We start from the raw sequence: 18,684 nt of genomic DNA, 5'->3' as shown, positions 1-18,684 counted from the left end.
TCCTTCCTAACTAGATCTTCCTGCTTAAACCGTTTTGTTTTATACCAGGTGACTTCTTGTTTAACACTTCAATTAATTTCGTACTCAATAAAGAACAAAAAAGTTAAGTAATCCCCCTTGTTCTTAAACAAACTTTGCTACTTAAGTAATTTTACGGAGATTATAGACTGTTATAACCCTTCGTTCTATATAAAGAACTTACACTACCTTTATATAGAATGCAACCCTTTTTAGTCCTTTAGATTAGGGAAACAGCATACATTTATAATAGAGAGGTCATTATTGGACAATCCTCTTCCTTAAAAAATGAAAAAGCGACCGATCCACTTACTGGATGGTCACCTCTAAACGTTCTACTTTTTTGAGATAAATTGATTTGGTTCGTCTCCGCCTTTTGAATTGCTGTTTTTATATTGGCTTTTTCTTCCATTACGATGTTCACCATGATTTTTGTTTTCCTTAAACTGGTTATTTTTCTCGTCCATTTGCACACTCTCCTTTTCTAGGTTTTTTTTAGTTTTACGCAGGCTGTCATTTATATACATGGATATAAAGTGAAACTTCAATCAGCGGGGGTTTTTCAATATCCCCCACTAATTGTTAGTTGAACGAACCGGGGTGTTAGCGTCCGTTTTCTCCCACTATAAACTAACGGTTTCACTTTATGTTTTGAAATGGGAGTCTTACGGACGGTTGCTCCGGGATAAAATTAGCTGTTAAAGTGCTTTATGTTTTGTTTTTTCTGAAATACAGTTTAAAATTAAATAGAAGTGTATATTCTTTTTGCATCGGAGGGTTGTTCATATAATGTCAATAGAAACAATGATTTTCTTATTTACTTCTATGTTGCTCATGGGAGTTCTAGCCACTAAATTCTCTACCCGTCTCGGTTTACCCTCACTAGTCTTGTTCCTCCTTGTCGGAATGGGCATGAACCAATTTGTCTTCTTTGAAAATGTTGAAATCACGCAATTGATTGGAATAATGGCACTTATTATTATCCTCTTTGAAGGTGGCACACAAACGAAGTGGTCGCAGATAAAGCCGATCATCGGCTCAGCAAGTATCCTGGCAACTTTCGGGGTACTCATAACTTCAGCTATTGCGGGATTAGCTGCAATGTACATCCTCAATTTTTCCTTATTGGAAGGTATGCTTTTCGGAGCCATCGTTGGCTCAACAGATGCCGCTGCAGTTTTTTCTGTATTAGGAAATAAAAATATTAAACGCAAGTTAACTTCTACCCTCGAAGCGGAATCTGGCTCAAATGATCCGATGGCTGTGTTTTTGACCGTCGCTTTTATTGAGATCATTCAAATACCTGATAGTTCTATCTGGACAGCCGTCGGTAGTTTCTTTTTACAAATGGGGCTTGGTCTAATACTTGGAGTGGCACTTGGAAAGTTAACTGTACTCATTATCAATCACATCAAGCTTGATACGGCTGGGCTTTACCCCGTGCTTGCTTTAGCAATGGCCTCGCTCACTTATATTTTAACTGATTCAATTGGCGGTAGTGGACTACTTGCTGTATACGTTATGGCTGTAGTTGTAGGCAACAATGACCTCCTTTACCGTTTCACGATTTTACGATTTAACGAAGGATTTGCCTGGATGATGCAAATTTTAATGTTTATTTTACTAGGGTTATTAGTCTTTCCAGGTCAGTTATTGGAAATCTTCTGGCAAGGGATTGCCCTATCTATCATCTTAATGTTCGTAGCAAGGCCTATTGCAGTCTTTCTCTCGCTGGTCTTCATGAAATACAATTTGAAGGAGCAAGTATTTGTTTCCTGGGCAGGATTAAAAGGGGCTGTTCCGATTGTACTAGCAACATACCCTATTATAGCGGGCATAGAGAGTAGCCAACTCATCTTCAATGCTGTTTTCTTCGTCGTATTGATATCTGCTCTCGTCCAGGGTAGCAGTCTATCCTGGCTGGCAGAAAAGCTTAAACTGACGGGGAAAGAAAAAGAAGATTTACTGCCGAGCCTCGAGATTATTAACTTAGGTACAACTGATTCAGAAATAATCGAGGTTGCTATTACTGAAAAGTCACCAGCAGTCGATACATCACTGATTGATTTGATATTACCTGATAACACGTTAATTATAGGGATAATTCGTGAGGGCGAGCTAATCACACCTACAGGAAATTCCGTCATTCATGTGAACGATACGCTTTACGTTCTTAGTCACAAAAAGAGTAGGGAAAAAGCAAAAGCCGTCTTAATTGGCAAAAAGAAAGAGAAAAAGCCAAAAGTTACAGAAGCTTGAAGTTAAATCTAAAGAGGCATTCAAAGGAATTCCCTGGGAATGCCTCTACTTTATTTTCTTCTATATTCTGCCTGTAGTAAGCTATAAACAACCGTATCATGGTATTTCTCCCCATCAAAATCGGTTTGTCGCAATACGCCTTCTCTTTTAAAACCAAACCTATCCATAAGTCTCCTTGATCCTTCATTTCCTGCAAATATATCCCCAACGATACGATTTAACCTTAATGTATGGAAGCCAAAGTCTAACACAACATCAAGTATTTCGGTCATAACTCCTTTATTTTGGTATTCTTTCCGTATCACCGCGCCCATCTCTGCCTTCTTATGCCAAAGATGCAACTTATGAAAGCGGAATTGGCCAACCACTTTCCGAGTTTCCTTGTCTAGAATCACCCATGGGATTTCCTTTTTTAGAGCAAACTTCTTGAGGTACCTTGTGACTTCCTCCTGCATCGCAGCTTCGGTTCCAACTGGATGTGGAGTAATATATTGCATTGTCTCTTGATCCCTCATGAAAAGATATAGCTCTTTTGCATCTTCTTTCGCTATACCCCGAAGCACATAATGCTCTGTTTCCAATACTGGTATCTCTTTAAGATCTATTTGCTCTATCATTTCTACCCCTCCACAAGCCCATTTTTTTCTATTTTAACAGGTTACGCTAGGTTTACGCCCCGAAAAGCCTATTTCTTTCGATAATAGAGAGTAAAAGGGCATTGGCAGACATGGAATTATGTCATTCTGATGTTGTTTGTCCAACAGTTAATCTGACATATTTCATAAGCTGTTAGTGAGCTTTTAGAAAAACTCGCATTCGCTCGTCCTTTAGCTAATGTATACGTTTTTCTTATACTTGGAACATTAAAATTTTAACTGCATCGTAATTGCTACCCAGCTAAAATTTTATACTTTCCTAATGTACAAAAAATGATAGGAGGCGTTCTTAGTGAAGTTATATTTAGATCCCGGCCATGGAGGGAATGACCCCGGGGCACAGGGGAATGGTTTGAGTGAAAAGAATATTACACTAGATATTGCCCAACGGATACGTAGCATTTTGGTAAGTGATTATCGCAATGTGGATGTCCGATTAAGTCGTTCCTCTGATAGTAGTAAAAGCTTGCAGCAACGGACAAACGAGGCGAATGACTGGGGAGCGGACTATTTCCTGTCCATTCATTGTAATGCTTTTAACGGGAGTGCTAGAGGGTATGAAGATTATATTCACAGCAATTTATCTGATTCCTCCAAAACCGCAGAATATCGCAACGTATTACACGCTGAAATAACGAAAGTCAATCAGTTGAGCAATCGCGGCAAGAAAAAAGCAAATTTTCACGTGTTAAGGGAATCTACTATGTCAGCAATGCTATCGGAAAATGGGTTCATTGACAACCAACAGGATGCTGCCTTAATGCGAACCGCTTCATGGAGGCAACGGGTTGCCCAGGGGCATGTCAACGGTCTTGTTAAAGCTTTTAACCTTCAGCGTAAGGAAGAAGGTAATGGAAGTGATGACCAGTTATTCAAAGTTATTGCAGGCTCCTTTAAATCCAAAGCGAATGCAGAGCAGCGAGTTGAGGCTTTAAAGAAAAAAGGAATCAACTCATATGTGGATAGTTTAACCCTATCTGGTGTGCTGTGGTTTCGAGTCCAAGCTGGTGCTTTTTCTAAGCGGTCAAATGCAGAAAATCAGCTTAATCAAGTAAAAAAAGCTGGTATACCTGATGCTTATATTATAAGTGAAAGCTAGAAACACTCGTACTCAGACCCGTTCCCGAATCACGTACATTTTTCACACATTATACAGAAAGAGGACAGTTACGAACTGTCCTCCTCCCTATTACGAATTTAAAATATATTTCCTAAATCCTTCTGCCACGCCATCTTCATCATGATCTCCTGTTACATATGTACATCGCTGCTTTACTTCCACTTCCGCGTTCCCCATTGCGATACTTATGCCAGCTTTTTCAAACATGGAAAGATCATTAAAGTTGTCCCCAATTGCCACCGTGTTCTCCAACGGTACAGAAAAATAATCAGCGATGAGCTCTAAAGCATGTCCCTTACTTGCTTTTGGGTGCCCAATTTCTAGCTTTTGCCTGCCTGAGGTTGTAATCGAAATATCCGTTCTCTCAGCAATGTGATCTCGAAGTTTATCTAATTCGTCTTTCTGAAAGGACATGACAAATAGCTTGTAAACTTGTTTGCCGGCAAAGTCAATGTCCGTGTATTGTGGGACATACTGCAGACCATGCTGCTGGTACTGTATTTCTACGACCTTTTCAGCCCAGCTTGGATCATCCTCACCAAGGTCTCTAATTTCTTGCTCAAGCTGCTCTCTTCCATTTTCCTCGACCAAAATCCCGTCTTTCGTATAAATTTCGAAATACAGACCACTATCAATTAAAACGTCCATCATAGAATCAAGCACTTGATCGGAAAAGTATAAATTATGGATATATTCCTCTGCATGGTACGATTTTGCACCATTCCCTGTAATAATAGGGCATGTAATATCAGCACGTCGCATTATTTCCCGCGTGTCGTGCAATGACCTCCCAGAGGATATAGCAACGACATGACCTTCCTCCTGTGCTGACTTAATAGCTTTTACATTTCCTTCACTAATTGTGCCGTTACTGGAAAGAAGTGTTCCATCTAAATCAATTGCGATAAGCTTCATTGTTTATTCCCTCCATTAAGAAACGGTCTTTCCCCAACAGAGAAAGACCAACTTCTTTTATTTTATCACTCAGAAAATACGGGAACAACTTTTCCTTCGCTTCCGACCATTCGAATCTTTGATTTAGCCATTTCCTTCGCTGCATCTTTCGCTTTTTGCAAATATGCTCGTGGATCAAGACTATCCGGTTCCTGCTCAAAATGCTCACGTATTGCTTTGGAGTAGGCATTTTTAAGTTCAGTAGATACATTGACTTTAGCCATTCCTTCTGCAACACACCTCCGTACATCCTGGTCGGGAACGGCAGACCCACCGTGGAGCACAAGTGGTACATCGACAACCTGTGCAATCTTTTCTATTCGGTCAAAATCAATATCAGGATCCCCTTTGTAGATACCATGAGCCGTGCCAATAGCAGGCGCAAGTGTTGGAACACCCGTTAACTCAACAAACCTTTGGCAGTCCTTTGGCACAGCTTTCTGAGCATCCTCTTCTGCTACAACGATGTCGTCTTCCACTCCACCAACTTTTCCAAGTTCAGCTTCTACATTTACTCCTAGGGAATCTGCCAAGTCCATAACTTCTTTTGTTTGTCTCACATTCTCATCAAAAGGATGCATGGACGCATCAATCATGACAGATGTGTAGCCAGCACGTATAGCTGTTTTAATCACTTCATAATCTGTGCAATGATCCAAGTGCAAACCAGTTGGTATCTGATAATGCTCTGAGGCTGCTTTTGCTACCTTCACAATATTCTCTGCGCCAAGTGATTTAACCGTTCCTACAGTTGTCTGGAGAATTACAGGAGATTTCAGCTCCGCTGCAGCCTCCAAAACCCAGAAAATACTATCGAATGAGTGGACGTTGAATGCAACAATCCCATGTTTGTCTCGTTTAGCCTTCTGTAGCATTGGTGTAGTTGATAATAAACCCATATTAATTTGCCTCCTCTGGTGTAATAGATTTTTCTACTAATAATGAAAGCTGCTCCGTAGTTGTTGCATCTAACAATTGCTGCCTCTTCTCTTCATCCATTAGTGTTCTTGATAGGGCTGAAAGAGCCTGCAAATGCGTAGTTCCTGCTTCAGCTTCTGGAATTAACAAAGAGATGAAGAAAAAGGCTGGTTGGTTATCAAATGATTCCCATTCTATGCCTGTCTCCGTACGTACGATCACAACTGCTGGCTTTGTTATCGAAGTAGACTGAGTATGAGGGATGGCAAAGCCATCCTGAAACCCAGTAGTGCTTTGTGCTTCTCTATCTTTAAGTCCTTTAACCACTTCATCGGCGTTATCCGCTATCCCATTTTCAACAGCTATGTCGGCAATTGCCTGAAAAACACCTAGCTGCGAGGATGCTGTTGCTTGTAATTTAACATAACTTGATTTGATCATATTTTTCATTTTTGTCACTCCTTAATTGGTTGGTTGTTAGCTGCTTTCTTTCTGTACAGTCCATAGATGAATGCTCCGACAAGGGAACCAATTAAAATAGATAGAACCCATTGAAATGCTCCAGTGACAACTGGTAAAACTAGAAATCCTCCATGTGGTGCAGGGACCTGCACGCCAAACATATAGGTCAAGATTGCAGCGATTGCGGAACCTAACATAATGATCGGCAATACAACGACGGGGTTTTTAGCTGCAAATGGGATTGCTCCTTCTGTAATATGGGTTGAACCAAGAATAAAGTTTACAGCACCTGCATTACGCTCTTCTTTCGTGAAGTATTTGCGGAAGATCACAGTTGCAAAAGCAATAATTAAAGGTGGCGCTATACATGCTGCAGAGACCCCTGCCATAAAATAGAGATTTCCTTCAGATAAAAGTAGTGTGCCAGTTACATAGGCAGCTTTATTAAAAGGTCCGCCCATATCAAATCCACACATCGCTCCTACAATTAAACCTAAGAGTAGTGGGTTAGTAGATTGAACAGATTCAAGAAAACTCATTAGTCCTTCATTAAGGCCAGTCAATGGCACGATGATAGGTGTCATAATAATCCCAATAAGGAAGATACCAAGTACTGGGTATAAAAAGATTGATTTTAGCCCATTTAAAGAATGTGGCATTTTTTTCAAAAGCTTTTGTAGCAAGATGATAATATAACCTGCAATAAAACCAGCGAGAATACCGCCAAGGAATCCTGCTCCTCCCTGATCTGCTAAAAGACCACCAACAAACCCAACTACCATTCCGGGTCGTTTGGAAATAGACTCTGCAATAAATGCAGCTAGAATTGGTACCATTACACTAAAACTCAGACCGCCCACATCATTTAATAGTTTTGCGAACTGGTTATATTGTTCGTTTTCAGGGTCTGCAGAATAAATTCCAAATAGGAACGATATGGCTATAAGCACACCGCCACCTACAACAAACGGAAGCATGTGGGAAACACCATTCATTAGGTGTTTATAAATGGTATGACCCCAATTCTTTCCTGAAGTAGTCTGCTTATCGTGTTGAGTAGTTGTGTCTTCGGTATTGGATTCACTACTTCCTTCATAATCGCTTGCTCGATACACGGATGCTTCTCCATTTATAATTTGATTGATGAGATCTTCCGGAGTACGTATTCCTTTCGCTACAGGTACGTCAACCAATAGCTTTCCATGAAAACGATCGGCATTAACGTCCTTATCAGCCGCAATGATAACCCCATCTGCTTCTTTAATTTCTTGAGGTGTCAAGGCGTTTTCAACACCTACTTGACCATGTGTCTCCACTTTTATTTCAACATTTAATTTTTCTGCTGCTTTCTTTAAAGCTTCTGCAGCCATAAACGTGTGAGCTATCCCTGTAGGGCATCCTGTTGCCGCAACAATTTTTTTCTTGCTCATTATTACTCCCCCTTATAAAGTAGTGATGTCAATTTGTTCTCTTAAGTTTGATACATCCTCTAAATCGCTGAGGCCTTTGGAAAATGCAGTAGAGGCCCCAGTTGCGACGGCATAGGCCAGTGCTTCTTCAATTGAGCTTGATTGATTCTGCCTTGCGATAAAAGTAGCAAGCATTGCGTCTCCAGAACACGCTGTATTTACCACTTCTCCCTTAGGCGCATTAGCTTTTAACTGCATGTTTTCAGTTAAATATAACGCTCCTTTTTCTCCTCTAGAAATGATTACATTCTGTGCTCCCTTTATTAGCAACTCTTGTCCGTATATCAGTAATTCTTCTTCAGTTAAGGGATGCTCTTTTTGGAACCACTTTGCAATCTCCTCATCGTTTGGCTTTAAAAGGAATGGCTGGTATGAAAGTGTGTCTAGTACAGAATCAACACTTGTATCAAGAACCAACTTCACCTGCTGCTCCGCACAAATAGACGCTATGTCTGTTATAACCGATTCAGGGACTCCTCTCGGCAGACTACCTGAAACCACGAGCGTATCACCCGATTTAATACCCTGAACTTTTTGCAATAAGTGCTGTACCTCTTCTGCCTTTATCGTCGGTCCCTGGTTAACAATTTTGTACTCTTCTTCGGCATTGACAAAGACGTTGATTCGAGTGATACCATCCACTTCTATAAATTCGGTTGTTATCTGTAAATCTCTCAATGAGTCGTCGATATATTTACCAGAAAATCCCCCTATAAATCCTAGGGCGGTATTTTCAATACCCAACTTTTTTAACATGATGGAAACATTTACACCTTTTCCATTCGGCTGATAATCCTCGTCGCGAGTACGGTTGACTTTATTAGGAACTAAGTGATCTAAGGCGACATATAAATCGATTGCTGTATTCATGGTGCAAGTATAAATCAAAGTCACACCTTCTTTCTTTTTGTTATTTTAAGTATTACATAATTTTTTGTGTAAATGTTTTCAGCTTTTGTAAACCTTTACAAAAACACATAAGAAAAACTAAAAAACCCTCTCTTCTAATAAGAGAGGGGGTAAAACAGCTATTTCTTTGTGCGGATAACATAGGCGTCAAGTAATATTCGGGCTATTACATTTAGGGAAAGTCTAGAACGTACTTCATATTCTTGAAATAAGGAATGATCTGTCTTATAACCAAGAAGCGTCATATCAGATAGTTCACTGAGTGTAGAGTCTACCTTCGTCGTTAAGGTGATGGTTGTTACCTGACGAATATTCAAATTCTGACATGCTTCAACCAACTCTGCTGTTTCACCATTCAATGAGACAAAAATAGCTAAATCATTTTTACCGACCTTCCTAGATTTCACACGGATAATATTAGGATCTTCGTGTGTTTCACATATCTTATCCAAGGCTTGTAACTTGATCATCATTTCCTTTGCTACCATTTCAGAAAAACCTCTGCTGAAAATATATATTCTTTCTGCGTCATGTATTTTTTGAACAGCGTCTTCTATCTGTCCTACGCTTTGTAATTGGATGGTCTTGTGTACTTCTTCTTCATTTTTACGAATGACTTGTTTAATATCGTCATCAATATCTCGCAGTGAATCATCTGCATCCATCATTTTTTTATCTTGTTTAAGCCTATACTTAAAAGATGTATACCCATTATATCCAATTTTCTTCATAAGCCTTACAATCGTAGCTGTAGATACATTGGCCTGCTCACTTAGCTTCACAATCGACATTGTTGCAATATCTCCAATATGCTGGTGAATGTACTCGAGCAGATAACGTTCGGCCTGGCTTAGTGTAGAATAAGTGTGGTGAGGAATGTTAAATAAAGGTTCTTCCATACTGCATCCTCCTGATTAATAGTTAAAAAAAGAATAACACAGTTAGACAGAACAGCAAGTTTTTTTAGTTAATTTGAACTATGAAGTTCCTACGCTTCTTTTAGCACCTCAACTAACTTAGGCAATCCATCCATAAACAAGTGAGCATCCCCTTCAAGTTCAATAAATTTAGCTTGAGGAAAGTGCTTTAAATAACGTTGCATATGTTCAATTGGGACAATTGGGTCAAGTTTACTATGAAGAAAGAAAATATTAGGAACGTATGGAATTTCCCCTGAGATATTGGACTTAAGGATAAAATCTTTTCTTTGCCATCCTTTATTAACACCCCAAAAGGGTGCGGCAATGGAAATTAGTTTGTTAAATGGTATGTTTACTTCTTCTTCAGCCAAATATTTAAGCAATACAGAACCTCCTAATGAATGGCCAATTAAAGTAACTTCTCCTTCCACTAAATCTAGTGTTCTCCGAATCTCTTTCTTCCACTCTGCATAATAAGGATCCAAAGGCGATGGCATTGCTGGATGAATAATATTATGCGTGTTAGCACATTCCTTTTTCAAATAATGGGCCAGCAACTGACTACCTTCTCGACCTTCCTGTGGACCCGCACTGTGAATAAAAAGAATTGAATCCATTCTCCCAGCCCCTTATTCTACTTCAATTAAATATGCTGTGATTTCAATTATTTTCCCATCTTTATGCTTATCCAGCTTATAAATATCACAAAAAGCGTACTTCTTATGAACACCCTCTTCCTCCATTGCCATTGTTCCTTCAATAACAGCCGTTTTCCCATGTGTAATGATCTGTTTTGTTTGATTGGCTATTTCAACACCCCTCATTGGCTCCATTTCTTTTATTACGGCATCCTTCCCTTCCAGAACATTACTCCCTACCATATTCCAAACAATATTATCTGAAATATTTGCAAAGATTGTGTCCACATCACCCGTCATAAAAGCATTATTTATCTTTCTAAAAAACTCCTGATTTTTCGTCATATAACTTCCTCCTCCACGTTCCTTTTCTTTATAATCCCACTTATCTTATTCATCTTCTTTATTATAATTTCCTGCAGTATCGGTAAATAAATTTCCCCCATATTTTATTCCAGCCAGAAAGAAAAATGCAGGAAAAGTAGTGACCGTAGAGAATATTTATATATACCAAAGAGGGCAACAAAGTTTAAGACAAGATACTACCATTTACGAAAGTTGGGCAAGGTGCAATGACTTAAATAAGGAGTGTGAATCGATGAAGAGTCCAATTAAAAATCAAATGAACACAGTATTTATCCATGTTAGTGACTTACCTACATCGGTGGAATGGTATTGTCGCCTACTTGGACAAACATATGAAGCAGAAGAAGTGAGAGAACCAGTATATAAAATGAATATCAATCATTATACGGGTCTACTATTAGACGCAGGGCCCCGCAGAGAGAAAAAGCAAGTGTATCCGTCGAAACATCCGATATTCAATTTCCACACCGATGAGATTGAAAATGCTTATTCTTTTGTAAAAGAACTAGGCTACCACGTTGATTCGCCAATTGAACGGTATGATGACCTGGCTTTTTTCACTGTAAAGGATCCTGATGGAAACATTATTATGATTTGTAATGCTTAAATAGAAAAAACCTGCCAACGCAAATTTTCGTTGCTGACAGGTTTTCTGCATACTATTCTTTTGTGAGATCCTTGGTACTTCTAACAGTATCGATCGGGCGTACCATTTTTTCGATTTCTTCCCTTTGCGGCTCTAGAAATGGAGGAAGTGATAGTTTTTCTCCTAATGTTTCGTATGGCTCATCCCCCATGAATCCAGGTCCATCTGTCGCAAACTCAAACAGAATTTGTGGTGCTACTCTGGCATAGAGTGATTCGAAAAAGTGTCTGTTCACATAACCGGATGTTTGAAAACCAAAGTCACCCATGCGTTTAATCCATTCTTCAAGTACGTTACGATCTTCTACACGGAAGGCTGCATGATGCACTGTTCCAAAGCCTTGAATTGCATTTGGCAGAACAGGGTTATACTCTACAATTACCTGTGCACCATTGCCTCCTTCACCAACTTCAAATAAATGAAAGGCGCCTTCACTGTTAACTTCTCTAAATTGTAATACTTTTTCTAGCACCTCTTTAAAGTAATCTAGATTAGCAATTCGAACAAAGATAGGGCCAAGGCCAGTAATGGCATACTCTAGTGGTACCGGGCCATTTTGCCAAGGTGTACCTGAAGCTACTCCCTCATTATGTTCATCAGAGATTAGTTGGTATTGCTGGTCATCAAAATCAACGAAGGATAACGTTTTTTTACCAAATTGCTCCTTAATTCCAGAATGCTTAACTTCAAGGCGGTCAAATCGTTTCACCCAATAATCTAGCGCGGCATCATCTGGAACCCGGAAGGACGTTTTAAAGATTTCATTCGTGCCATGGCTCCCTTTGGGGATACCAGGAAAGTCAAAAAAGGTCATGTCCGTTCCCGCACTTCCCTTATCGTCTGCGAAGAATAAATGATATGTTTGAATATCATCCTGGTTCACTGTCTTTTTAACAAGTCGCATTCCAAGTACATACGTAAAAAATTCATAATTCTTTTCTGCACTGCTCGTAATTGCTGTAACATGGTGGATTCCTTTTAATTCGTTCACCATCCGTACCTCCTATATGTTCGATTATACTTAATTAATGTATTCTTAATTCAATATAAATATATCATGAATAAAGAAGGAAGTCCACTATTAGATTTCCCCAATACCTCGTGTATTACAAGGCATTATGTGGCTTTATTATCTTGTCCTAACATGAAATAAGGAATCTATTCAACTAGAATAGATTCCTTATAATTCTGCTTCCCTTATAAGTTGGTTCATAAATTCGTCATAGTTTTTCGCACTGATTAATTTTTCTACTAGTGGCCTGCTGGCTACAATTTCCCCCAGTGCTTCGTACATAAATTGGAGGTCCTCCTGGCTATTCTTTTTCACACAAAGTACACAAACAAATTGGACCTGTTTTTCTTTCCATTCTATCGGCTCCTGTAAGGTACATACTGCTAAAAACGTTTGGGATGATTGCGGTGTTATTGGATGAGGTATGGCGACCAGATTCCCATATGAGGTTGGTGCTACTTCCTCTCTTTTATAAATAGATGAAAGGAATGTCTCTTCTACAAGAGACCGCTGCATAAGTTGCTCGGATATATAAGTCATTGTTTCTTCTCTAGATTTGAAATCCATGTTCAGAAACATCAGCTCTCGCTTAAACAACCTAGATGTATTGTTTTGCTCTTTTGCCAAAAACCGATCAACCTTTTCCATGTCGTTACTACTCAATACTGCGTTTACCTCCAATATTGGAATTGGAAATTCCTCTCTAATTGGGATGGAGCTAATAATAAAGTCAATACCTTCTAAAGACCGCTTTTTCAATTTGTAATACTCTGTTGTACCTACAACATCCAAACTCTCTCCAAATCGGTTTTTTAACCGGTAATAAATTAATTGTGCTGTCCCCAGCCCTGACGCACAAACAACCAGGCACCTTAATGGACCTGAGGTGATTTTTCTCCTTTCAATGGCGGCTCCTATATGAAGTGCTAAATAGCCTATTTCATTTTCATTTATTTTCGTTTCGGTATGTTGTTCTATCACTAATCCCGCTAATATCCCTGCTTCAAAAGCAAGTGGGTAATTCCTTTTTATATCAGCAAGCATAGGGTTGCGAATATTCATGCCGTATTTATACCGATTAATCGCTGGCTTTAAATGTAGACATAAGGCCATGACCAATTCTTGATCATCCTTCACACCCAGACTTAATTCACTTTCTACTCTTTCAAGCATCTTGGTCACAGTTTCTAGGATCTCTGCTTCCATTACCTGCTCCAGCCTATCTCCCTTCGCATCAAAGGTAAGCATCTTGGTGCCTAGCAAATGGATGGCGATATACGCTGTCTCTTCTTGCGGGAAAGTGATTAGAAATGTCTTTTGAATACTATCTACAATATTGTGAGCCACAACGTATTCCGTTTGTTCCTCAATTTGTTGTGCATCCAATCTGTACAATGTAACATGGTTACCGCTCCTAATCCGTTCATAAGCGATCGCGATATGTACGACAAGATTTTGTATGGCAATATCAGATAACGTAATAGAATGTGCTTTAATCTGTGTTAAAATAATGTCTTGAATTGTATCAAGTTCTGCCTTCGTCAAAAAGGAAAATAGAGGGTCCAGGTAATTAAACCCGTCCCCTTGCGTACGGTTAAACATAATTTCGGCAATACAAAACCTGACCTTTACTTCGTCCCCTTTTATCATCAATCCATGGTTTGGGCGGGAATCGAGAGTAATGTCATAAGCAAGCAAAATTCTTTTGACATCCTTTAAGTCATTTTGAACTGTTGATTTGCTGACAAACAATTCTTCTGCCAAATCTTCAAGCTTAATATAAAGTTCCTCAAGCAGTAATCGAACCATAATAAAGTGTACACGCTCTTTCGGTGTCTGTGGGTGTACATCATCCCTCATGTACAAATACTCTGACATCTCAGTCAAGAAATTCCGAAAGAGCTGTTCATCCTTTATAACTAATTTATATCCTTTGCTCATTATAGATTCCACTAGAGCGCCGTAATCTGCCAGTTCTATATTTAGGTTTCGAATATCGTCCCTGGTGGTTCGAGTACTTACTTTATTAATATTTGCGAGATACTTACCCGTTACATACGTTTCCGACTGCATAAGCTCCTTTAATATCACTTTCATTCTGGAGTTCATGATCATGACTCTCCTCTACACACGTGCATTATTTCTTCATGTATACCTAAAAAGTTAACGGTCCTCTTATATTCCCAGTGTGCAAATGTGGCAATACACCTGTTTAAAACCCGTTATTTATAGATACATCCTTGAACCACCTTGCACTCTTTTTCGGTGCTCTTTCCATCGTTTCAAGATCTATGGAGAAGAAGCCATATCTATTTTTGTATGCATTCATCCAAGACCAGTTATCCATAAAAGTCCAAAGGTGGTAGCCCTTAGCATTACAACCCTCTTCTATTGCCATGTGCAACCATTTCAGATGCTCTCGAATAAATTCAATGCGGTAATCATCTTGGATCTCTCCGCCCTCGGTAAAGCGTTCCTCATTTTGCACTCCCATACCATTTTCTGAGATAAACGACTCAATATTTCCATAATTTTCTTTTAAATTTATCATAATATCGTAGATGCCTTTTTCATAGATCTCCCACCCACGGTATTTATTCATTTTTCTTCCAGGCATTTCATATTGATCAAAGAACCAATCCGGCATAAACGGTGCCTCTTTATTTGGTTCATTCTCCTTCGCTTTGACGCGTCGTGGCTGATAATAATTAACACCTAGCAGGTCTACTATATTGGCGCTTATTAACTCTTTATCCCCGGGCAGCGTTTCTGGCAATTGCCCATGTTCTCCTAGAAGTTCAATTAATTCCTCAGGATATTCCCCTAATACGGCAGGATCTAAAAAACTACGATTAAAAAACAAGTCGGCAATTCGGGAAGCCTTTAAGTCTGCAGGATGTTGGCTTCTTGGATAAGAAGGTGTTAAGTTCAAAATTATACCAATCTTTCCCTTTTGTCCTGGTAAACCATGAAATACTTCTACTGCTTTAGCGTGGGCAATAATCGTATGGTATGCAACCTGGACAGCCTTTTTAGCATCGACAATATTTGGGTAATGAAAATCATATAAATAACCGCCCTCAACTGGCACAATTGGTTCATTAAAGGTGAACCAATTATTCACACGGTCGCCAAACAGCTGGAAACACTCCGTAGCATAGCTCACATATGCTCCCACTACCTCGCGGCTTTCCCAACCGCCCTCTTCTTGCAATTCATAAGGCATGTCAAAATGATAGAGATTTATAAACGGTTCAATATCATTATCTAACAATTCATCAATTACCGCATTATAAAACGCTACTGCCTCCTTATTGACCTCTCCCCGTCCACCTGGAATGAGGCGGGACCAGGAGATCGAAAAGCGAAACGTATTATGGCCAATTTCCTTCATCAGGGCAATATCCTCTTTGTAACGGTGGTAGAAATCAGATGTTTGCTCGGGTCCCACACCTTCAAAGAAACGATTTTCTTCTGTTTCAAACCAATGGTCCCAAATATTCTTACCTCTTCCACCTTCATCTGCTGCTCCTTCTATCTGGGTAGCAGATGTCGCGCTTCCCCACCAGAAATCCTTAGGGAATGAATAATTCGTTTGTTTTTCCATTTATTATTCCTCCTATTGCACTTGATGCCTTATTACTTATTCCGGTAAATTTCAATAATTTCAATCGCAAGATCTCGTACAGTCATCGCAGTCATTAAGTGGTCCTGTGAATGAATTAGCATAACGTTGATCAGGCTCTCTTCTCCATTTGCTTCTTTTTGTAGGAGTTGTGTTTGATAAGAATGGGCTTTCCCTAACTCTTCCCCAGCTTCTTCTACCAATCGATCTGCCTCAGCAAAATCTCCCTTTTTTGCCTCATGGATTGCTTCCATAACGTTGGATTTTCCATTTCCAGCAAATAATATTATTTGAAAAGCAATTTCTGTTGTCGTCTCCACAAGCTATCCACCTCGAAAGTCTATTATTATCGTGACACGTTTACTTTTTTGAAATAATCTAGAAGCCTATTTAGTTAGCTTCTTTTCTCTCTGTCTCGTAATAGTTTTTATCCAAAATCTTTAAGAATGGCCACCATATAACGATTACTACAAGTAAATTAAAGGCTTGTAATACACCGCCCTGCCAGGCATTTCCTGTGGCTAGGAATCCATTTAATATTGGAGGTGTCGTCCATGGAACAATAACACCAGCTGGTGGTGGCACAATGCCTGAATACATTGCAAAGTAAGTGATAAGTGTTACTACTACAGGTGCAACCAACCATGGAATTAAGATTAATGGATTCATAATAATTGGCAATCCAAAAATAATTGGTTCATTCACATTAAATAAACCTGCTGGCGCCCCGAGCTTTCCTAGCTCTTTTAACTGTCTACTCTTTCCAATCATAAAGATTAAAATAATTACTGCAAGCGTCATACCAGATCCGCCCATCCCTACTAAAAACGAATCTATAAATTGCTTGGTTATAATATTCGGTAATTCCGTACCTGCCTGAAATGCTGTAAGGTTTTGATCATTAAGCGTATACCAAATCGGGTCAAATACGGAGTTGATAATAATTTGACCATGCAGTCCGAAAAACCAGAAGACCTGAATTAATAAAACCGCTATGATCGTTGCAGGTAGACCGCTTCCAAGTACAGTCAAAGGCTGTTGAATAACACTATAAATAAAGTTCTGTACTGTCTCAAAGCCTGTATAACTAAATATGATACGGATTAACAAGAATACCGTTAAGGTTAACGTTATCGGAATTAGTGCACTAAACGACCTGGACACAGCACCAGGGACACCCGCTGGCATTTTAATAGTCCAATCTTTTTTTACAAAATAGCGATATAATTCTGCTGATATAAACGCTGTAAAGATACCTAGAAACATTCCTTCTGCCCCAAGAACGGAAGTAGGAATAACACCAGATACCCCGTCTAGAACTTGTGGTGTCATAATTAAGAATGCGGCTAAGGCTACTACTCCACCATAGATGGCCTCTCCACCGTAGTGCTCCGTCAGTTTATAACCAATACCTATCATGACAAAGACACCCATTATACTTAATGTTGCTGCCGAAGCCGGTCCAAGCGCGTTTTGATATGCCGTAAATGCTTCTTCACTGATCATCTTATCCAGAAAAGGAAAGTTAGCAATTACGACAAAGATAGAGCCAAAAATGATTAGTGGTAATGCAACCATAAATCCATCTCTTAAGGCAGACAAATAACGATTATTATTTAGCTTATCTGCAATTGGCAATAACATGTTCTCTAAAAAATTCATGAACTTACTATTCATGATCGTTCCCCCTCTTCATCTGTTAATTCTCCATTAACTCTAAGGCCTTATTGAGGACAGCTTCTCCATCCACTCTCCCATATGCGATTGGGTCAATCACATCAAGCGGGATGCCGTGTTCCTCTGCAACTACCGTGTACTTCTTTTTCATAAATCGCATCTGCGGTCCGATTAGCAGCACATCTGCTTTTTCGACTTCTTTCACCACTTTGTCCTGTGCAACTGCCCAAATGTTTACTTCTATTCCTTTCTCTGCAGCCTTCTCTTCCATTTTGGAAACGAGTAAGCTTGTAGACATACCTGCTGAACATGCTAGCATTATATTCTTCATGTTGGTTCCTCCTTGTTTTTCTACTACATCAAGTATATTTTAAAAGCGCTTTCAACTGAACACATTGATTTTCCGTCATATAGCGGAAATGATTAAACGCTTTAAATTTCGTAACGGCTTACCCACTATAATTAAAAATATCATCCATACGAAAATGCTGTAGAAATTCGTGTCTCTACAAGCTTTGACATTTGTTTCATTGTCCTACCCTCTACGCAAAGCCTTTCTTTATTCAAACAAAAAAGGCACCCACTCGAGGGCACCTTTAAGGGAGTTATTCTACTGGATATGTTTTTTTAAGAAAGGTAATAGACTGCGTAATGAGCTCTTTTAAGACAGATACATCTATATCGTCCAACTTATTAATATACACACAGGATTTCCCGGACTTATGCTTACCAATCTTTTTTAGCAATGCTTCTCTTTCTGTGTCACCGGTAGCAAAATACATACTAAAATTTTCCTTTCGAGGTGAAAAGCCGACAAGCATTGCATCCCCCTCATGACCGGTTTTATATTTGTAGTGGTATGACCCAAAGCCGATTATACTAGCTCCCCACATCTTGGGTGGATAACCTGAGGTTTCCGTAAAAATCTCTAAAAGCTTGTATGCGTCTTCTCGTTTTCCAGTGTTTTCTATCTGTTCAATAAACTCCACTACACTTGCCTCGTTTTCCTTTGTTTTCTGCTCATACATATACATA

The 18,684-nt window shown here is 39.3% G+C and carries 20 protein-coding genes; 3 read left to right on the top strand and 17 right to left on the bottom strand.

The window, feature by feature from the left end:
* Nucleotides 1–353: 353 nt before the first annotated feature.
* Entirely contained in the window at nt 354–485 is a 132-nt protein-coding gene (locus ACTWPF_RS01880; protein WP_259343671.1) for a hypothetical protein, read from the bottom strand.
* 322 nt (nt 486–807) lie between these two features.
* On the opposite strand from ACTWPF_RS01880, the gene ACTWPF_RS01875 reads away from it, so the two are divergent.
* Nucleotides 808–2,277 carry a potassium/proton antiporter gene (locus ACTWPF_RS01875; RefSeq protein ID WP_443148131.1) on the top strand — a complete coding sequence of 490 codons (1,470 nt, stop codon included), beginning with the start codon at nt 808–810 and terminating at the stop codon, nt 2,275–2,277.
* Nucleotides 2,278–2,327: 50 nt separating this feature from the next.
* On the opposite strand, the gene ACTWPF_RS01870 is transcribed toward ACTWPF_RS01875, so the two are convergent.
* Nucleotides 2,328–2,894, bottom strand: coding sequence for a GNAT family N-acetyltransferase (locus ACTWPF_RS01870; RefSeq protein ID WP_443148130.1), 567 nt, complete (start codon nt 2,892–2,894; stop codon nt 2,328–2,330).
* A gap of 331 nt (nt 2,895–3,225) precedes the next feature.
* On the opposite strand from ACTWPF_RS01870, the gene ACTWPF_RS01865 reads away from it, so the two are divergent.
* Complete coding sequence (locus ACTWPF_RS01865) at nt 3,226–4,032, top strand: N-acetylmuramoyl-L-alanine amidase (RefSeq protein ID WP_443148129.1); 807 nt, start codon at nt 3,226–3,228, stop codon at nt 4,030–4,032.
* Nucleotides 4,033–4,122: 90 nt separating this feature from the next.
* Here ACTWPF_RS01865 and ACTWPF_RS01860 read toward each other — a convergent pair whose 3' ends face one another.
* The 8 genes from ACTWPF_RS01860 to ACTWPF_RS01825 form a co-directional block, all read right to left on the bottom strand.
* Nucleotides 4,123–4,968 (bottom strand): Cof-type HAD-IIB family hydrolase, encoded by an 846-nt coding sequence (locus ACTWPF_RS01860; RefSeq protein ID WP_443148128.1) that lies wholly within the window; start codon nt 4,966–4,968, stop codon nt 4,123–4,125.
* Nucleotides 4,969–5,033: 65 nt separating this feature from the next.
* The gene (locus ACTWPF_RS01855) at nt 5,034–5,906 is read right to left on the bottom strand and encodes a class II fructose-bisphosphate aldolase (RefSeq protein ID WP_106898205.1); all 873 of its coding nucleotides are present in this window, start codon (nt 5,904–5,906) and stop codon (nt 5,034–5,036) included.
* A 1-nt stretch (nt 5,907) separates the two neighbouring features.
* The gene (locus tag ACTWPF_RS01850) at nt 5,908–6,375 is read right to left on the bottom strand and encodes a PTS sugar transporter subunit IIA (RefSeq protein ID WP_234368395.1); all 468 of its coding nucleotides are present in this window, start codon (nt 6,373–6,375) and stop codon (nt 5,908–5,910) included.
* A 5-nt stretch (nt 6,376–6,380) separates the two neighbouring features.
* The gene (locus tag ACTWPF_RS01845; protein ID WP_443148127.1) at nt 6,381–7,817 is read right to left on the bottom strand and encodes a PTS fructose transporter subunit IIC; all 1,437 of its coding nucleotides are present in this window, start codon (nt 7,815–7,817) and stop codon (nt 6,381–6,383) included.
* 12 nt (nt 7,818–7,829) lie between these two features.
* Nucleotides 7,830–8,744 carry a 1-phosphofructokinase gene (pfkB, locus tag ACTWPF_RS01840; RefSeq protein ID WP_443148126.1) on the bottom strand — a complete coding sequence of 305 codons (915 nt, stop codon included), beginning with the start codon at nt 8,742–8,744 and terminating at the stop codon, nt 7,830–7,832.
* Nucleotides 8,745–8,884: 140 nt separating this feature from the next.
* Entirely contained in the window at nt 8,885–9,664 is a 780-nt protein-coding gene (locus ACTWPF_RS01835) for a MurR/RpiR family transcriptional regulator (protein WP_106898208.1), read from the bottom strand.
* Between the two features lie 89 nt (nt 9,665–9,753).
* Nucleotides 9,754–10,302 carry an alpha/beta hydrolase gene (locus tag ACTWPF_RS01830; RefSeq protein ID WP_443148125.1) on the bottom strand — a complete coding sequence of 183 codons (549 nt, stop codon included), beginning with the start codon at nt 10,300–10,302 and terminating at the stop codon, nt 9,754–9,756.
* Between the two features lie 12 nt (nt 10,303–10,314).
* Entirely contained in the window at nt 10,315–10,668 is a 354-nt protein-coding gene (locus ACTWPF_RS01825) for a nuclear transport factor 2 family protein (RefSeq protein ID WP_443148124.1), read from the bottom strand.
* Nucleotides 10,669–10,921: 253 nt separating this feature from the next.
* Between ACTWPF_RS01825 and ACTWPF_RS01820 the strand changes: the two genes are divergently transcribed.
* Nucleotides 10,922–11,296, top strand: a complete 375-nt coding sequence (locus ACTWPF_RS01820; protein WP_443148123.1) for a VOC family protein — start codon at nt 10,922–10,924, stop codon at nt 11,294–11,296.
* A gap of 52 nt (nt 11,297–11,348) precedes the next feature.
* Here ACTWPF_RS01820 and ACTWPF_RS01815 read toward each other — a convergent pair whose 3' ends face one another.
* The 7 genes from ACTWPF_RS01815 to ACTWPF_RS01785 all read right to left on the bottom strand — a co-directional run bounded on the left by ACTWPF_RS01815 (nt 11,349) and on the right by ACTWPF_RS01785 (nt 18,677).
* Nucleotides 11,349–12,326, bottom strand: a complete 978-nt coding sequence (locus ACTWPF_RS01815; RefSeq protein ID WP_443148122.1) for a ring-cleaving dioxygenase — start codon at nt 12,324–12,326, stop codon at nt 11,349–11,351.
* Between the two features lie 189 nt (nt 12,327–12,515).
* Nucleotides 12,516–14,456: a BglG family transcription antiterminator gene (locus ACTWPF_RS01810; protein WP_238017635.1), complete on the bottom strand. Its 1,941-nt coding sequence runs from the start codon at nt 14,454–14,456 to the stop codon at nt 12,516–12,518.
* Between the two features lie 103 nt (nt 14,457–14,559).
* Entirely contained in the window at nt 14,560–15,954 is a 1,395-nt protein-coding gene (locus ACTWPF_RS01805; RefSeq protein ID WP_443148121.1) for a glycoside hydrolase family 1 protein, read from the bottom strand.
* Between the two features lie 32 nt (nt 15,955–15,986).
* Nucleotides 15,987–16,292, bottom strand: a complete 306-nt coding sequence (locus ACTWPF_RS01800; protein ID WP_443148120.1) for a PTS lactose/cellobiose transporter subunit IIA — start codon at nt 16,290–16,292, stop codon at nt 15,987–15,989.
* 70 nt (nt 16,293–16,362) lie between these two features.
* Nucleotides 16,363–17,649 (bottom strand): PTS cellobiose transporter subunit IIC, encoded by a 1,287-nt coding sequence (gene celB, locus ACTWPF_RS01795; RefSeq protein WP_106898215.1) that lies wholly within the window; start codon nt 17,647–17,649, stop codon nt 16,363–16,365.
* A 22-nt stretch (nt 17,650–17,671) separates the two neighbouring features.
* Nucleotides 17,672–17,980 carry a PTS sugar transporter subunit IIB gene (locus tag ACTWPF_RS01790; protein ID WP_036577782.1) on the bottom strand — a complete coding sequence of 103 codons (309 nt, stop codon included), beginning with the start codon at nt 17,978–17,980 and terminating at the stop codon, nt 17,672–17,674.
* Nucleotides 17,981–18,254: 274 nt separating this feature from the next.
* Nucleotides 18,255–18,677 carry a DUF1801 domain-containing protein gene (locus ACTWPF_RS01785; protein ID WP_443148842.1) on the bottom strand — a complete coding sequence of 141 codons (423 nt, stop codon included), beginning with the start codon at nt 18,675–18,677 and terminating at the stop codon, nt 18,255–18,257.
* Between the last annotated feature and the right edge of the window lie 7 nt (nt 18,678–18,684).

It is taken from the genome of Oceanobacillus sp. M65, from assembly GCF_052246275.1.
Taxonomy (GTDB): Bacteria; Bacillota; Bacilli; order Bacillales; family Amphibacillaceae; genus Oceanobacillus_B; species Oceanobacillus_B jordanicus.
Note: the sequence above shows the minus strand (reverse complement) of the source record. Positions and strands in the feature narration are given on the sequence as shown.

What these genes read in the sequence shown, in the direction of transcription:
- ACTWPF_RS01850 (WP_234368395.1), bottom strand. Translation starts at nt 6,375, where the DNA reads ATGAAAAATATGATCAAATCAAGTTATGTTAAATTACAAGCAACAGCA.
- ACTWPF_RS01810 (WP_238017635.1), bottom strand. Translation starts at nt 14,456, where the DNA reads ATGAACTCCAGAATGAAAGTGATATTAAAGGAGCTTATGCAGTCGGAA.
- ACTWPF_RS01830 (WP_443148125.1), bottom strand. Translation starts at nt 10,302, where the DNA reads ATGGATTCAATTCTTTTTATTCACAGTGCGGGTCCACAGGAAGGTCGA.
- ACTWPF_RS01790 (WP_036577782.1), bottom strand. Translation starts at nt 17,980, where the DNA reads ATGAAGAATATAATGCTAGCATGTTCAGCAGGTATGTCTACAAGCTTA.
- ACTWPF_RS01855 (WP_106898205.1), bottom strand. Translation starts at nt 5,906, where the DNA reads ATGGGTTTATTATCAACTACACCAATGCTACAGAAGGCTAAACGAGAC.
- ACTWPF_RS01820 (WP_443148123.1), top strand. Translation starts at nt 10,922, where the DNA reads ATGAAGAGTCCAATTAAAAATCAAATGAACACAGTATTTATCCATGTT.
- ACTWPF_RS01880 (WP_259343671.1), bottom strand. Translation starts at nt 485, where the DNA reads ATGGACGAGAAAAATAACCAGTTTAAGGAAAACAAAAATCATGGTGAA.
- ACTWPF_RS01825 (WP_443148124.1), bottom strand. Translation starts at nt 10,668, where the DNA reads ATGACGAAAAATCAGGAGTTTTTTAGAAAGATAAATAATGCTTTTATG.
- ACTWPF_RS01860 (WP_443148128.1), bottom strand. Translation starts at nt 4,968, where the DNA reads ATGAAGCTTATCGCAATTGATTTAGATGGAACACTTCTTTCCAGTAAC.
- ACTWPF_RS01835 (WP_106898208.1), bottom strand. Translation starts at nt 9,664, where the DNA reads ATGGAAGAACCTTTATTTAACATTCCTCACCACACTTATTCTACACTA.
- ACTWPF_RS01845 (WP_443148127.1), bottom strand. Translation starts at nt 7,817, where the DNA reads ATGAGCAAGAAAAAAATTGTTGCGGCAACAGGATGCCCTACAGGGATA.
- ACTWPF_RS01785 (WP_443148842.1), bottom strand. Translation starts at nt 18,677, where the DNA reads ATGTATGAGCAGAAAACAAAGGAAAACGAGGCAAGTGTAGTGGAGTTT.
- celB (WP_106898215.1), bottom strand. Translation starts at nt 17,649, where the DNA reads ATGAATAGTAAGTTCATGAATTTTTTAGAGAACATGTTATTGCCAATT.
- ACTWPF_RS01875 (WP_443148131.1), top strand. Translation starts at nt 808, where the DNA reads ATGTCAATAGAAACAATGATTTTCTTATTTACTTCTATGTTGCTCATG.
- ACTWPF_RS01805 (WP_443148121.1), bottom strand. Translation starts at nt 15,954, where the DNA reads ATGGAAAAACAAACGAATTATTCATTCCCTAAGGATTTCTGGTGGGGA.
- ACTWPF_RS01870 (WP_443148130.1), bottom strand. Translation starts at nt 2,894, where the DNA reads ATGATAGAGCAAATAGATCTTAAAGAGATACCAGTATTGGAAACAGAG.